Consider the following 13,823-nt stretch of genomic DNA (forward strand, 5'->3'; position numbering starts at 1 on the left):
CAGTCCATGACTCTCGAAGCAGTGGCGACGTCGTTCGAGCAGAACGTCGCCGACGTGCAGGAGTATTTCGACAGCCCGCGTTTCGACGGCATCACGCGGCTCTACACCGCGCGTCAGGTCGTCGAACAACGCGGCACCATCCCGTCGGACTATCCGGTGGCCCGGCAGGCCGCCGAAGCGTTCTATCCGCGGCTGCGCGAACTGTTCGCGCAGAAGAAGAGCATCACCACGTTCGGGCCGTACTCCCCCGGCCAGGCGGTGGTGATGAAGCGGATCGGCATCGAAGGCATCTACCTCGGTGGCTGGGCCACCTCGGCCAAGGGCTCCATCAGCGAGGACCCCGGGCCCGACCTGGCCAGCTACCCGCTGAGCCAGGTGCCCGACGAGGCCGCCGGGCTGGTGCGTGCGCTGCTGACCGCGGACCGCAACCAGCAGTACCTGCGCCTGCAGATGACCGAGGAACAGCGCGCAGCGACCCCCGCGATCGACTACCGGCCGTTCATCATCGCCGACGCCGACACCGGTCACGGTGGAGATGCCCACGTACGCAACCTGATTCGCCGTTTTGTCGAGTCGGGAGTGCCTGGCTACCACATCGAGGACCAGCGGCCCGGTACCAAGAAATGCGGCCACCAGGGTGGCAAGGTGCTGGTGCCGTCGGATGAACAACTCAAGCGCCTCAACACCGCGCGCTTCCAGCTGGACATGATGGGCGTGCCGGGAATCATCGTCGCGCGCACCGACGCCGAGGCCGCGAACCTCATCGACAGCGCAGCCGACGAGCGTGACCAGCCGTTCCTGCTGGGCGCCACCAACCTCAACATCCCGTCCTACAAATCCTGTTTCCTGGCGATGGTGCGCCGCTTCCACGACAAGGGCGTCACCGACCTGCGCGGGCACCTGCTGTACGCGTTGCCCGAGGGCCAGTACGCGGCCGCCGACGCTTGGCTGGACAGCCACGGCATCGCGGGCCTCATCGACGAGGCGGCCGCGGCCTGGGACCAGAATTCCGGGCAGTCGGTCGACGCGGTGTTCGACGAGGTCGAGTCGAAGTTCGTCGAGGCGTGGCAGGCGGATTCGGGCCTGAACACCTACTGCGAAGCCGTGGCCGAAGTGCTGCAGTTCCGGGCCAAGGAGGGTGAGGCCACCACGGTGAGCCCCGAGGAGTGGCGCAAGTTCGCGGCCCGCGCGTCGCTGTATGCGGCGCGGGAGAAGGCCCGTGAGCTGGGCGCCGACGTGGCGTGGGACTGTGAGCTCGCCAAGACCCCCGAGGGCTACTACCAGGTGCGCGGCGGCATCCCGTACGCGATCGCGAAATCCCTTGCGGCTGCGCCGTTCGCGGACATTCTGTGGATGGAGACGAAAACCGCGGACCTGGCCGACGCCCGCGAGTTCGCGGAGGCCATCCACGCCGAATTCCCGGACCAGATGCTGGCGTACAACCTGTCGCCGTCGTTCAACTGGGACACCACCGGCATGACCGATGACGAGATGCGGGCGTTCCCAGAGGAACTCGGCAAGATGGGGTTCGTCTTCAACTTCATCACCTACGGCGGCCACCAGGTGGACGGTGTGGCGTGCGAGGAGTTCGCGACAGCCCTGCGGCAGGAGGGCATGCTGGCCCTGGCGCGCCTGCAACGCAAGATGCGGCTCGTCGAATCTCCCTACCGCACACCGCAAACGCTCGTGGGCGGTCCGCGCAGCGATGCCGCGCTGGCCGCGTCGTCGGGGCGGACCGCGACCACCAAGGCGATGGGTGCCGGCTCCACGCAACACCAGCACCTGGTCCAGACCGAGGTGCCCAAGAAGCTCCTCGAAGAGTGGCTGGCCATGTGGAGCGATCACTACCAGATCGGCGAGCAGCTGCACGTACAACTGCGGCCCCGCCGCGCCGGTTCCGACGTCCTGGATCTCGGCATCTACGGCAGCGGCGACGAGCCGCTGGCCAACGTCGTCGTCGACCCGATCAAGGACCGCTACGGCCGCAACATCCTCACGGTGCGCGACCAGAACACCTTCGCCGAGAAGCTGCGGCAGAAGCGCCTGATGGATCTGATCCACGTGTGGCTGATCCACCGGTTCAAGTCGGAGATCGTCTACTACGTGACGCCGACGGAGGACAACATCTACCAGACCGAGAAGATGAAGTCGCACGGCCTGTTCAGCAACGTCTATCAGGAGGTCGGCGAGATCATCGTCGCCGATGTCAACAAGGCGCGGATCGACGAACTGCTGGCGCCGGACCGCGAGGCCCTCGGCCGCTTGATCCGCAAGGAGGACTAGCCGGTCGGGTCGCCACGGTTTCACGCCTGAGCCGTGGCGACCGCCGGTTCCTCTTCTGCCGCACCGAAAACCGCGATCGCGACCGCCCCGGCGACCGCGGTGGCGAAAGCGACCCCGACCAGCCATCCGAGTCCCGGCTTCGCCACATCGTCCAGCAGCAGGACGCCGACCACACCGGGAATCACCGTCTCCCCCATGACGAGAGCGGCGGCCACGCCGTTCACCGAACCGATCTGCAGTGCGACGGTGAACAGGTAGAAGCCACCGCCGCCGGCGACCACCACCGCCCACGCCGCCGGGTCGGAGAGCAACGCATGCCATTCGAACGGGTCGAGCCCGTGGGTGATCCGGACCGCGACCGCCATGGCGCCGTACAGGATGCCGGCGATCAGCCCGGCCGGCACCGCGGCCTTCTTGCCGAGCACCCGAACGAGCACCACCCCGAAGACGAAGATGAGCGCCGATGCCGCCAGCACGCTCCAGTGCATGTGCCGGCCCGGTACCTCGGTGCCGAGTTCACCGGCGCTGAAGCCCAGAATGCACAGTGCCACAAGGACTGTCGCGATCGCGGCCCAGTCCCGCGGGCGCAGGCGCACCCCGAGCACCAGCACGCTCAGGACGGCGGTCACCGCGAGGTTGGCACTCATGATGGTCTGCGACAGGAACAGTGGGATCAGCCGCGCCGACACCAGGCTGCCGAGGAAGCCCAGCCCGTCCAGCAGCATGCCGGCGAGGAACAGCGGCGCCAGGATCGCCGTCACTGTCGACCGGAACGTCGGTGCGGTGTCGGCAGCTTCGCCGTCGCGACGGGCCGCGCGGGACTGCAGCACCGACGCCGTGCCGTAGCTGAAGCAGGCAACGAGGGCGGCGAGGATGCCGATCAGCATGGTGCGGCTCCGGCTCCGGCGAACCGAGAATTGGCGGACATCGGCCAATTGTAGGAAGCGGGCCCGGGCGGTCGCCTTCCTGCGCCGGCCGCACGGCGCCAAACCGAGACCTACCACTTACGTCAGGCACAGCTGATCCACAACCTGCTGCCGTTCCATGGTCGGACAGTCCGCCACGAACGGAGACGATCGATCATGAAACACACCAAGATGATTGCCGGCCTGGCGATCGCCGGCAGCCTCGGCGCCGGCCTGGTGACGCTGGGCACCGGCGTCGCGAGCGCCGACTGGGGTCCACCGCCGCCCCCACCCGGACCCGGCTGGGGACCACCGCCGCCGGACCACCACTGGGGCCCGCCGCCACCGGCATGGGGACCGCCGCCACCACCTGCTTGGGGACCGCCGCCGCCCGGAAACCCGCCGGGCACCTGGAACGGAGGCTGGGAACCGGATGGCGGGGTGTGCCTGTTCGGCGCCTGCATCTGAGCAGGGCACCCGGAAACCGAAAGCCACCGCCTAAGGCGGGCACAGGCCATACATAGCTTGACTAACGAGAATGACTACAGACCGAGAAACAGCGAGCGCCGCAACGTGGTTGCAGCAATCGATTGAGTCGAGGAATGGAGTAGATCATGAAATCGATAAAATTCATTGTTGGTTTGGCTGTCGCGAGCGGCGTTGTCGCCGGAGCCGTCGGGCTGGGTGCGGGTACCGCGAGTGCGGATACCGGCATGGCGCCGGTCCCGGCGCGCTGGGGTCACGGCCCGGGCTGGAACGGCCCGGGACCCGGACCCGGCTGGGGTCCGCCGCCCCCGCCGGCCTGGGGCTGGAACCCGCCGGGCACGTGGAACGGCGGCTGGGAGCCTGACGGCGGATTCTGCATCTTCGGCGCCTGCATCTAGCTCAGCCCGCTTGCGGACGCGGCGCGGGCAGCTCCAGCAGGAGCCTCGCGCCGCCGAGCGGACTCTGCGTCAAAGACGCTGTGCCACCATGCAGTTCGGCCTGCTGGGCAACCAGTGCCAGACCGAGACCCGAACCCGAATGTGACGCGGTGGACCCGCGCGCGAACCGGTGGAACACCGCGTCACGTTCGTGTTCCGGTACGCCGGTGCCATTGTCGTCGATGGCGATCTGCACGCCGTCGTGCGAGCTGACGGCCGACAGCTGCACCCGGGTCGCACCACCGTGTTTGACGGCGTTGGCGATCGCGTTGTCGACAACCAGCCGGAGCCCGACGGGCAGGCCCAGCATCAGCACCGTCGGGGACGGTACGAGGGCGACGTTGAGGTCGGGATAGACCCGTACCGCGTCGTGGGCGGCCCGGTCGAGCAGCTCGGTGATGTCGACGGGCACGAGATCGTCGGCCGTGGTGAGCTCGCCCTGGGCGAGCCGTTCCAGCGCCGTCAGCGTCGCCTCGATCCGGCTCTGTGTGCGCATGACGTCGCCGATCACCTCGGCACGCTGCTCCGCCTCGAGATCGAGCGTGGACAGTACCTCGAGGTTGGTGCGCATCGCGGTCAGCGGGGTGCGCAGTTCGTGCGATGCCACCGAGGCGAAGTCGCGGGCCGACTCCAGTGCGGCCTTGGTGCGTGCCTGTTCCTCGCCGATGCGGGCCAACATGCCCTCGACCGCCTCGGCGATCTCCACGGCTTCCGAGACGCCCCGCACGTGGACCTCTTCGGGCTTGGACTGGGAGTTGATCTGCCGGGCCTGCTGAGCGAGCTTGCGGAACGGGTTGATCATCACGAACCACATCGAGCCGCCGACCACGAACGTGCCGAGGATGACGCCGCTACAGATGGCCAGGATGCGGATGTGCAGGTTGCGGATCTGCCGCTGGGCCTCGGCCAGCGGTGCGCCGAGCGCGATCGACGCCGAACCGGTGGTGACGGTGCGGACGCGGTACTCGACGCCGTTGATCGTGGTGTTGGCATACCCGGCCTCGAACTGCGGCAGCACGATCTCCGGCGGCATCGAGACCGTGGCGGCGCCGATGCGGACGGTCTGCACCAGTGAGCCCTCGGATTGCGGCGTGCCGGTGGGCGTCTGCCGGGCGATGCTCAGCAGGGTGTTGACGTCGGGCAGGCTGCTCAGCGAGTCCAGCCGCCGATCGAGCTGGCTGTACTGGTCGTTGGTGACGCCGATCCACACCCAGGTTCCGATGATCAGCACCGTCGCGACCACCGACAACGCCGCGACGACGACGATGGCTCGCAACGACAAAGCCGGTATCGGTAATCGCAGCTGCACCAAGTCATCATGCCCGATACGAAAAAGCGGACGGGGCGCGTGCCCCTGGCACACACCCCGTCCGTCGAAGAGCTGGTGTTACTTGGCGGCGGCCAGCGCCGCGTCGTAGTCCGGTTCCTGGGCGATCTCGGGCACCAGTTCGGTGTACACGACATTGCCGTCGGCGCCGATCACCACGATGGCGCGGGCGAGCAGGCCGGCCATCGGGCCGTCGGCGATGGTGACGCCGTAGTCCTCACCGAAGCTGTCCCGGAACGCCGACGCGGTGGTGACGTTCTCGATGCCCTCGGCACCGCAGAAACGCTTCTGGGCGAACGGCAGGTCCTTGGACACGTTCACGACGGTGGCGCCGTCGGCGGCCGCCCGCTCGTTGAACGTCCGCACGCTGGTGGCACACACCGGGGTGTCGACCGACGGAAAGATGTTGAACACCACGGACTTACCGCTGAACTGGTCGTTGGTCACCGGAGCCAGGTCAGCGCCGGTCAGGGCGAACGCCGGGGCCGCGGACCCGACAGCGGGCAGCTCGCCGACGGTGTTGATGGGGTTTCCACGCAGGGTTATCTGTGCCATACCCGACAGTCTGTCAAGACTGCGTCACGCGCGCAGCGCTGGGGTGCTGCTGTGCCCGCTACGCCTCGGATCGCAGTCAACATGTGGCTGAGATCCGAGGCGTAGACGGTTATCCACAGCCGGGCAACGCGGGGTCTGGTGCCGGCCCGCACACTGCCGCGAAGATCGACGACGTGGATGACAAGGGCCGAGCCGCCGACGCGGAGATCGCCGCGGTTCTCGGCCGTCAGGCGGGTGTCATTTCGCGGCGGCAGGTGCTCGACGCCGGCAGGCACGACGCCTACATCCGGCGCATGCTGCGGCGCAACGAATGGGCTCGTATGCACGACGGCGTGTACGTCGACCACACCGGATCGCCGAGTTGGCAGCAACGCGCCTGGGCTGCAGTGCTTTACGCCGCGCCGGCGGCGCTGTGTCTGGAGTCGGCGATGCAGCACGAAAGCCCGGTCGTCCACGTCGCGGTTGAGCGGAACCGGACCGCGCTGGTCGAGCCCGACGGTGTTCGCATCCATCACGTTGCCCACTTGGACCAGCGGGTGCTGTGGCACGTGGGACCACCGCGGCTGCGCTACGAGGAGGCCGCACTGGATGTCGCCTGCCGGGCCGCAGAATTCGATGCGATCGCCATCCTGGCGGACGCCTGCCAGTCCCGACGGACCACAGCACAGCGACTGCTGGCAGTACTCGAGAGCCGACGGCGCGTGCCTCGCCGACGCTGGCTGCGGGCGATTCTGCTCGACATCTCAGAAGGCACGTGTTCGGTCCTCGAACAGCGCTACCTCGATCGCGTGGAGCGGGCGCACGGGTTACCCCGAGGCAGTCGTCAGAACAGGTCTTCGTCGTCGTCTGGTGTTCGATACCGCGACGTCGAGTACGGGAAACGGCTGGTGGTAGAGCTCGACGGCAGGCTGTTCCACGACTCGGCGACCGCCCGGAACAACGACATCGAACGCGATCTGGATGCCGCGGTCGACGGCCGGTGGACGGTCCGACTCAGTTATCAGCAGGTATTCGACCGGCCATGTCAGACCGCAACGAAGATCGCACAGGTGCTGCGTCGGCGTGGGATCCCCGTGCGTGGTCATCCGTGCGGACCCGGGTGCGGATATCCCGCCGCCGATATCGCCGCTTGACCCGAATCCGTGCGCTTACGCCTCGGATCACAGTCAGCAGGTGACTGCGATCCGAGGCGCTGTCGGTGGTCGCAGCCGCTACTGCCACTCGATGATGCGGCTCAGGTACGGGTCCATGCCGTTGGTGCGCACCGGGCCCACAGTGACGGAGGGCTCGGTGCCCTCGATCATCTGGCCGTTGCCCACGAACAGGGCGACGCTCTGCGAGCCGGCCGGGCCGTAGAACAGCAGGTCGCCCGGCAGGGCCTGGTCCGCGGTGATCTTCCGGCCCACCTTGTACTGCTCACCCGACGACCGCGGCAGTTTGATGCCGACGCCGGCGAACGCGTACTGAACGAGGCCGGACGCATCGAAGCCCGGCGTGGTCGGCGCCGGCGTGATGGCGCTCGCGGTCGGCGATTGGCCGAACAGACCCGACAGGCCCGGGATGAGCGTGTTGGTCTGCGGCGCCGCCGCCGGCTGCGCGACACCCATCGGTTGCAGGCCGACCTGAGGAGCCGGCTGAGCCACCGGCGCAGCCGCGGTCGTGACGCTGGCCGGCGGCAGGCTGGGGCCGTTGGCGTTGCCACCGCCGTAGACGAACGGCACCCCGCGCTGCGACAGCGCGCGCTGGATGACGAAGTCGATGGCCTGTCGGTGGGTACCACCGGTCCAGGTGGTGTCGGCCGACGCGAGGGGCGCCGACACCAGCGGAGCCGCCACCGCCATGGGCGCCGCCAGCAGTGCCGCGCTCGCCACCGTCACAATGATCCGCCGCATCTCGGCCACCTCTCGTCGTGCGCCACCGGCACACGACGCTGCGTGGTCTACGCAGGGGTCGTGGCCCCGGTGGTCCCTCTCGTCACAAATTTCACTAACGTCACTTTTACCCCACGCGCGCGCCTTATCCCACATAAATGCAGGTCAGCGCGCGATCTTTATCGAAAATGTGATCGAAAGGTGATCCACGGCGGTCGATTTCACCGCTGCCGGTGACCCGGGCCACTCCCGGTCGAAGGAGCCGGACGGCACCTCTAGGCTTGCGCCATGGCAGCGATCCTGACGGTGAATCTGGCGGTCCCCCGACCGAGCCCCGACAAGGATCAGCTGAGCACCGGAATCGACAAGCGCCCGACGTCCGAGCCGGTGCCCGTTCGCGCCCCCGGCCCCATGCACGGCGGTCTCGGCAGCGGTCTGGTCGGCGACACCATCGGCGACCAGCAGTTCCACGGCGGTGACGACCAGGCGGTGTACGCCTACGCCCGTGAAGACCTCGACGACTGGCAGGTCCGCCTCGACCGCGAGCTGGCCAACGGCTCGTTCGGCGAGAACCTCACCACCGCGGGGCTCGAGGTGAACGGCGCCGTCATCGGCGAACGCTGGCACATCGGCGACGGCGGCCCGCTCCTGGAAGTGAGCCGGCCCCGCATCCCGTGCCGCACCTTCGCCGAGTGGCTCGAAATCCGGGGCTGGGTCAAGACTTTCACCGCCCAGGCCCTGCCCGGCGCCTACCTGCGCGTCGTGACGCCCGGGGTGCTGCGGGCCGGTGCATCGATCACGGTGGTCTCGCGTCCGCCGCACGACGTCACTGTCGCGATGGTGTTCCGCGCCCTGACCCTCGAACCGGAGCTACTGCCGCGGCTGCTTCCGGCCGACGCGTTGCCGGAGGCCATCAAGGACCGCGTCCACCAGCGGGCGAGCCAGCACTAATCGCGCAGCACGACGGCCGCCGCGAGTCCGGCGACGACCTGCAGCCCCACGATGACGGCGGCGACCGCCGACCACCCGGCGGTATCGAAGGCGATCCCGCCGACCCAGCCGATGACGCTCGAACCCGCGTAGTACGCCAGGTTGTACAGCGAGCCGGCCTGCGCCTTGCCCACGGTGGCCAGCTGGCCGGTCCAACCCGAGGCGGTGGCATGCGCGCCGAAGAACCCCGCGGTGGCGACCAGCAGGCCGGCGAGGACCGCGATCACGTTGTGGCTCAGGGTGATCACCACACCCAGCCCCATCACCGCGACGCTGCCCAGCAGCACCGGGCGCCGGCCGTACCGGCTGGCCGCGGCCCCGGCCCACGCCGACGCCCAGGTACCCGCCAGATAGGCCACGAACACCAGGCTGACGACGGTCTGCGGAAGGCCGAACGGCGCCGCGCTCAGCCGGAAGCCGAGGAAGTTGTACATCGCGACGAACCCGCCCATGAGCAGGAAGCCCTGCAGATACAGCACCAGTTGCCTGGGGTTGCGCAGGTTGGCCGCCAATCGGTGCGCCAGGGAACCCTCGGTCTCCTCATCGGCCGGGATGAATCCCCGAGGTTGGGGGGCCAGTCGCATGAAGCCGACAGCTGCTGCGCTGCAGAGCAATCCGACGACGAACATGGCCCACCGCCAGTCGGTGAACTCGGCCACCGGGGCGGCCACCAGCCGGCCGAGCAATCCGCCGATGGTGGTGCCGGCGACGTAGGTACCCGCGGCCCGTGCGGCATGGCCGGCTTCGATCTCCTCGGTCAGGTAGGCCACCGCGATGGCCGGCACTCCCCCGAGTGCCAGGCCTTCGGCGAATCGTCCGGCCAGCAACAGCTGGAATGTCGGCGCGAACGGCACCAGCAGCGCCAAACCCGTTGCCACACAAACCGAGTAGGACATCGCGCGCACCCGGCCGATGCGGTCGGCCAGGGTCGACCAGCCGATCACCCCCAGCGCCAGACCGATCGTCGACGCCGACACCATGAGCGCCGAGGCCGCGGCACCGGTGTTCAGGCTGCGGGCGATCAGCGGCAGGACCGCCTGCGGCGAATACAGCTGCGCGAACGTCGCCACGCCGGCGCAGAACAGCGCGCCGAGCAGCCTGCGGTAGTCCGTGGAACCGCGCACATGGCCGGTCCAGACGGGCGCTTCAACAGTCACGAACGCAGGTTAGGAACCGCCCCGTTCATGTGTCCAATACATTAGTTTGAGTTGTTTCATACGTTTTGTGCATCAGATGCGGTGGTGCTGACCAGGTCGGCGAATCGCGCTGCAGCAGGCGACAATTCGCGACCCTTGACCCACGCCATGCCGATCTCGCGCTTGACCCTGGTGTCGGACAATGGGATGTAGATCACCGAGGGATCACCCCGGCCGGGCCGCGGTACCGGCACCACGGCGACGCCGAATCCCGCCGCGACCAAACCTTCCATCGTCGGAATCTCCATGGCTTCGAACGCGATTTCCGGCGTGATGCCGCTCTCGGCCCACACCTGATCCGTCAGCTGGCGCAGCCCGAAATCCGCCCCGAGCGCGATGAAGGTCTCGTCGGCCACCTCGCTCAGGCGTACGCGGGCGCGGCCCACCAGCCGGTGGTCGGCGGGCACCGCCAGGCACAACCGTTCGACATACAGAACCCGCCAGACGCACGGCACCTGCGTCGGCCGCGGGGACGTGATCGCGACGTCGGCCTGCCCGGTGCGCAGCCGCTCCGCGATGTCGTGCGCCGCGCCCTGGAACAGCTCGAAGCGCACCGCCGGAGCCCGTACTCGGAACTGCCGAAGCACCTCCGGCACAAACCAATTCGCGGTCGAATGCAGAAAAGCCAACCGGACCAGGCCGCTGTCCGGATCCAGCAACGCCGCGATCCGGCTCTGTGCCGCATCCATCTCGGCAATGCCGCGGCGCGCATGTTCGAGCATGATCCGCCCGTACCCGTTCAGGCGCAGCCGCCGGCCGGTGCGGTCGAAAAGCGGTGTGCCCACTTCGTTTTCCAGCCGGGCCAGGGCCCGCGACAGCGTCGGCTGTGCGACACCCAATTCGGCGGCGGCAGCGGTGACGTGCTCGGTCTCGGCCAGGACGACGAACCAGCGGAGTTCATCGAGGAGCACGAAAAGCACAGTACCCCGTGCGCCCGAGGGCCCACGGGGTACTGAGTCGGGTTCCGACTAGATGTCGAACCGGTCGGCGTTCATCACCTTGGTCCACGCCGCGACGAAGTCCTTGACGAACTTCTCCTTGTTGTCGTCCTCCGCGTAGACCTCGGCCAGTGCCCGCAGCTGCGAGTTCGAGCCGAACAGCAGGTCGACCCGGCTGGCGGTCCACTTCGGCGCGCCGCTGCTGCGGTCGGTGCCAACGTAGGTGCCGTCATCGGCCGGCGACGGGGCCCACTTGGTGGACATGTCGAGCAGGTTGACGAAGAAGTCGTTCGTCAGCTTGCCCTTGTCGGCCGTCAGCACACCGAGGTCCGAACCGCCGTGGTTGGCACCCAGCGCGCGCAGACCACCGATGAGCACGGTCAGCTCCGGCGCCGTCAGCCCCAGCAGGTTGGCGCGGTCGATCAGCCGGTACTCGGACGGCAGGGTGTCGCCCTTGCCGACGAAGTTCCGGAAACCGTCGCCCTTCGGCTCCAGGTAGGCGAACGACTCGACGTCGGTCTGATCCTGGCTGGCGTCGCCGCGACCCGAGGTGAACGGCACCGCGACGTCGAAACCGGCGTCCTTGATGGCCTTTTCGAGGCCGACGACACCGCCGAGGACCACCAGGTCGGCGAACGACACACCGGTCGGCGACGCCTGCTGGATGTCCTCGAGCTTGCGGATCACCTGAGCCAGTTCGTCAGGCTCGTTGACCTCCCAGCCGAGCTGCGGCTGCAGCCGGATGCGGCCACCGTTGGCGCCACCGCGCATGTCGCTGGAGCGGAACGAGGCCGCCGCCTTCCACGCGGTGTTGACCAGCTGCTGCACCGACAGGCCCGACTCGGCGATGGCGGTCTTGAGCGAGGCGACGTCGGCCTCGGACAGCGTCTTGCCGGCCGGCACGATGTCCTGCCACAGCCACGTCTGCTTCGGCACCAGCGGGCCGAGGTAGCGCACCACCGGACCCATGTCGCGGTGCAACAGCTTGAACCACGCCTTGGCGAACTCCTCGGCCAGCTCCTCCGGGTGGTCGAGCCAGCGGCGGGTGATCTCGCCGTAGATCGGGTCGAAGCGCATCGACAGGTCGGTGGTCAGCATCGACGGGTGGGTCTTGCCGGTGCCCTGTGCCATCGGCACCGAGTTGGCCCAGCCGCCGTCCTTGGGCTTCCACTGGTTGGCACCCTGCGGGCTCTTGGTCAGCTCCCACTCGTTGCTGTAAAGGATCTCCAGGAACGAGTTGTCCCACTTGGTCGGGGTGTGGGTCCAGGTCACCTCGAGACCGCTGCTGACGGCCTCGTTGCCGACGCCGGGGTTGGCCCAGCCCAGGCCCATCTGCTCCAGCGGGGCGGCCTCGGGCTCCACGCCGTTCTCGATGTCGGTGGCACCGTGGGTCTTGCCGAAGGTGTGGCCACCGACGATGAGGGCGGCGGTCTCGATGTCGTTCATCGCCATCCGGCCGAAGGTCTCACGGATGTCGATGGCCGCGGCCAGGTAATCCGGATTGCCTTCGGGGCCTTCGGGATTGACGTAGATCAGACCCATGTGGCTGGCGGCCAGCGGGTTCTCCAGCTTGGTGCGGTCGGTGCCGGCGTAGCGGTCCTGCGAACCCAGCCACTCGTGCTCGGAACCCCAGTAGATGTCCTCCTCGGGCTCCCAGTAATCCGGGCGACCGAAAGCGAAACCGGCGGTCTTGAAGCCCATGTGCTCCATGGCGCGGTTGCCCGCGTAGACGATGAGGTCCGACCAGGAGATGTTCTTGCCGTACTTCTTCTTCAGCGGCCACAGCAGACGACGGGCCTTGTCCAGGCTGACGTTGTCGGGCCAGCTGTTGAGCGGGGCGAAGCGCTGCATGCCCCGGCCGCCGCCGCCGCGGCCGTCCTCGACGCGGTAGGTGCCGGCGGCGTGCCACGACATGCGGACGAACAGCGGACCGTAGTGGCCGAAGTCGGCGGGCCACCATTCCTGCGAGTTGGTCAGCAGCTCGTCGAAGTCGCGTTGGAAGGCCTCGAAGTCGAGGTTCTTGACGGCCTCGCGGTAGTCGTAATCCTCGTCCGTGGGATCGATGGCCGGCGGGTTCTTCTGCAAAATCTTGAGGTTGACGGCGTTGGGCCACCAGTCCCGGTTGCTACCACCCTCGACAGGCGGCTTGATGCGCATCGGGCAACCGCTTTCGGCAGGCTCGGTCTGTGCTTCTCCGATCGGAGGGTGAGTTTCCTCAGGCACTGCACTTCCTTTCGAGGGTGGTGAATTGTGTTGCGATCACGGATGTGATCGTGAAGTTGTGGCTGCCGCGCAGTCGGGGCACACACCCCAGTAGATGACCTCGGCCTCGTCGACGACGAAACCGTCGAGCACGCCGTGGGTGTCCGACGGGGTCAGGCAGGGCGCTTCGCCGGTGGCGCAGTCGATGTCGGCGATGGCGCCGCACGAACGGCACACGACGTGGTGGTGGTTGTCGCCGACGCGGGTCTCGTACCGGGCCACCGAACCCGAAGGCTGGATGCGACGGATGAGCCCCGCGGTGGTGAGTGCGGCCAGCACGTCGTAGACCGCCTGACGGGAGACGTCGGGCAGGATCGCGCGGACCGCGTCGAAGACACTTTCGGTGTCGGCATGCGGACGTCCCGCCACCACCTCCAGGACTGCGAGGCGGGGCCGTGTCACACGGAGATCTGCGGAACGCAGCTGCTCCGTGTAGTCGGTCGTCACGTGTTCACTTCTACGCGCTTTTTTGGACTGAGTCAAGACTTTGGCGTGATGTGTGTCACGCGAATTCACTGAGGGAAACCGGCGACGATGCCATTCGCAGAGGTCAAAGCCGTTGTTCCGCAGACA

The 13,823-nt window shown here is 67.9% G+C and carries 13 protein-coding genes; 5 read left to right on the forward strand and 8 right to left on the reverse strand.

What is annotated here, in order from left to right:
- The first annotated feature begins 6 nt into the window (after positions 1 to 6).
- A complete protein-coding gene (gene aceA / locus ACJH6J_RS00380; RefSeq protein ID WP_406803380.1) occupies positions 7 to 2,283 on the forward strand; it encodes an isocitrate lyase ICL2 in 2,277 nt (758 codons plus the stop codon).
- 20 nt (positions 2,284 to 2,303) lie between these two features.
- Here aceA and ACJH6J_RS00385 read toward each other — a convergent pair whose 3' ends face one another.
- Entirely contained in the window at positions 2,304 to 3,170 is an 867-nt protein-coding gene (locus tag ACJH6J_RS00385) for a hypothetical protein (RefSeq protein WP_406803381.1), read from the reverse strand.
- Positions 3,171 to 3,365: 195 nt separating this feature from the next.
- Here ACJH6J_RS00385 and ACJH6J_RS00390 point away from each other — a divergent pair, with 195 nt between their 5' ends.
- Together ACJH6J_RS00390 and ACJH6J_RS00395 are read left to right on the forward strand one after the other, a co-directional pair.
- Entirely contained in the window at positions 3,366 to 3,656 is a 291-nt protein-coding gene (locus ACJH6J_RS00390; RefSeq protein WP_406803382.1) for a hypothetical protein, read from the forward strand.
- A gap of 146 nt (positions 3,657 to 3,802) precedes the next feature.
- Entirely contained in the window at positions 3,803 to 4,072 is a 270-nt protein-coding gene (locus tag ACJH6J_RS00395) for a hypothetical protein (RefSeq protein ID WP_406803383.1), read from the forward strand.
- A gap of 1 nt (position 4,073) precedes the next feature.
- Here ACJH6J_RS00395 and ACJH6J_RS00400 read toward each other — a convergent pair whose 3' ends face one another.
- Together ACJH6J_RS00400 and tpx are read right to left on the reverse strand one after the other, a co-directional pair.
- Positions 4,074 to 5,420 (reverse strand): HAMP domain-containing sensor histidine kinase, encoded by a 1,347-nt coding sequence (locus ACJH6J_RS00400; RefSeq protein ID WP_318984991.1) that lies wholly within the window; start codon positions 5,418 to 5,420, stop codon positions 4,074 to 4,076.
- A 78-nt stretch (positions 5,421 to 5,498) separates the two neighbouring features.
- Complete coding sequence (tpx, locus tag ACJH6J_RS00405; protein WP_212811359.1) at positions 5,499 to 5,993, reverse strand: thiol peroxidase; 495 nt, start codon at positions 5,991 to 5,993, stop codon at positions 5,499 to 5,501.
- A 173-nt stretch (positions 5,994 to 6,166) separates the two neighbouring features.
- Here tpx and ACJH6J_RS00410 point away from each other — a divergent pair, with 173 nt between their 5' ends.
- A complete protein-coding gene (locus ACJH6J_RS00410; RefSeq protein ID WP_406774647.1) occupies positions 6,167 to 7,126 on the forward strand; it encodes a type IV toxin-antitoxin system AbiEi family antitoxin domain-containing protein in 960 nt (319 codons plus the stop codon).
- 78 nt (positions 7,127 to 7,204) lie between these two features.
- On the opposite strand, the gene ripD is transcribed toward ACJH6J_RS00410, so the two are convergent.
- Positions 7,205 to 7,885, reverse strand: a complete 681-nt coding sequence (ripD, locus tag ACJH6J_RS00415; protein WP_212811358.1) for an NlpC/P60 family peptidoglycan-binding protein RipD — start codon at positions 7,883 to 7,885, stop codon at positions 7,205 to 7,207.
- Positions 7,886 to 8,152: 267 nt separating this feature from the next.
- Here ripD and ACJH6J_RS00420 point away from each other — a divergent pair, with 267 nt between their 5' ends.
- Positions 8,153 to 8,815 (forward strand): MOSC domain-containing protein, encoded by a 663-nt coding sequence (locus ACJH6J_RS00420; RefSeq protein WP_406803384.1) that lies wholly within the window; start codon positions 8,153 to 8,155, stop codon positions 8,813 to 8,815.
- On the opposite strand, the gene ACJH6J_RS00425 is transcribed toward ACJH6J_RS00420, so the two are convergent.
- From ACJH6J_RS00425 to ACJH6J_RS00440, 4 genes are all read right to left on the reverse strand, one after another.
- Positions 8,812 to 10,011, reverse strand: a complete 1,200-nt coding sequence (locus tag ACJH6J_RS00425; protein ID WP_406803385.1) for an MFS transporter — start codon at positions 10,009 to 10,011, stop codon at positions 8,812 to 8,814. The two genes, ACJH6J_RS00420 and ACJH6J_RS00425, sit on opposite strands and share 4 nt — an antisense overlap.
- A gap of 56 nt (positions 10,012 to 10,067) precedes the next feature.
- On the reverse strand, positions 10,068 to 10,961 hold the full coding sequence (locus ACJH6J_RS00430; protein ID WP_346416199.1) for a LysR family transcriptional regulator: 894 nt from the start codon (positions 10,959 to 10,961) through the stop codon (positions 10,068 to 10,070).
- A 57-nt stretch (positions 10,962 to 11,018) separates the two neighbouring features.
- A complete protein-coding gene (katG, locus tag ACJH6J_RS00435) occupies positions 11,019 to 13,145 on the reverse strand; it encodes a catalase/peroxidase HPI (RefSeq protein WP_406803386.1) in 2,127 nt (708 codons plus the stop codon).
- Positions 13,146 to 13,247: 102 nt separating this feature from the next.
- Positions 13,248 to 13,697, reverse strand: a complete 450-nt coding sequence (locus tag ACJH6J_RS00440) for a Fur family transcriptional regulator (RefSeq protein ID WP_212811353.1) — start codon at positions 13,695 to 13,697, stop codon at positions 13,248 to 13,250.
- Between the last annotated feature and the right edge of the window lie 126 nt (positions 13,698 to 13,823).

It is taken from the genome of Mycobacterium sp. SMC-18 (assembly GCF_045310895.1).
Lineage (GTDB): Bacteria > Actinomycetota > Actinomycetes > Mycobacteriales > Mycobacteriaceae > Mycobacterium.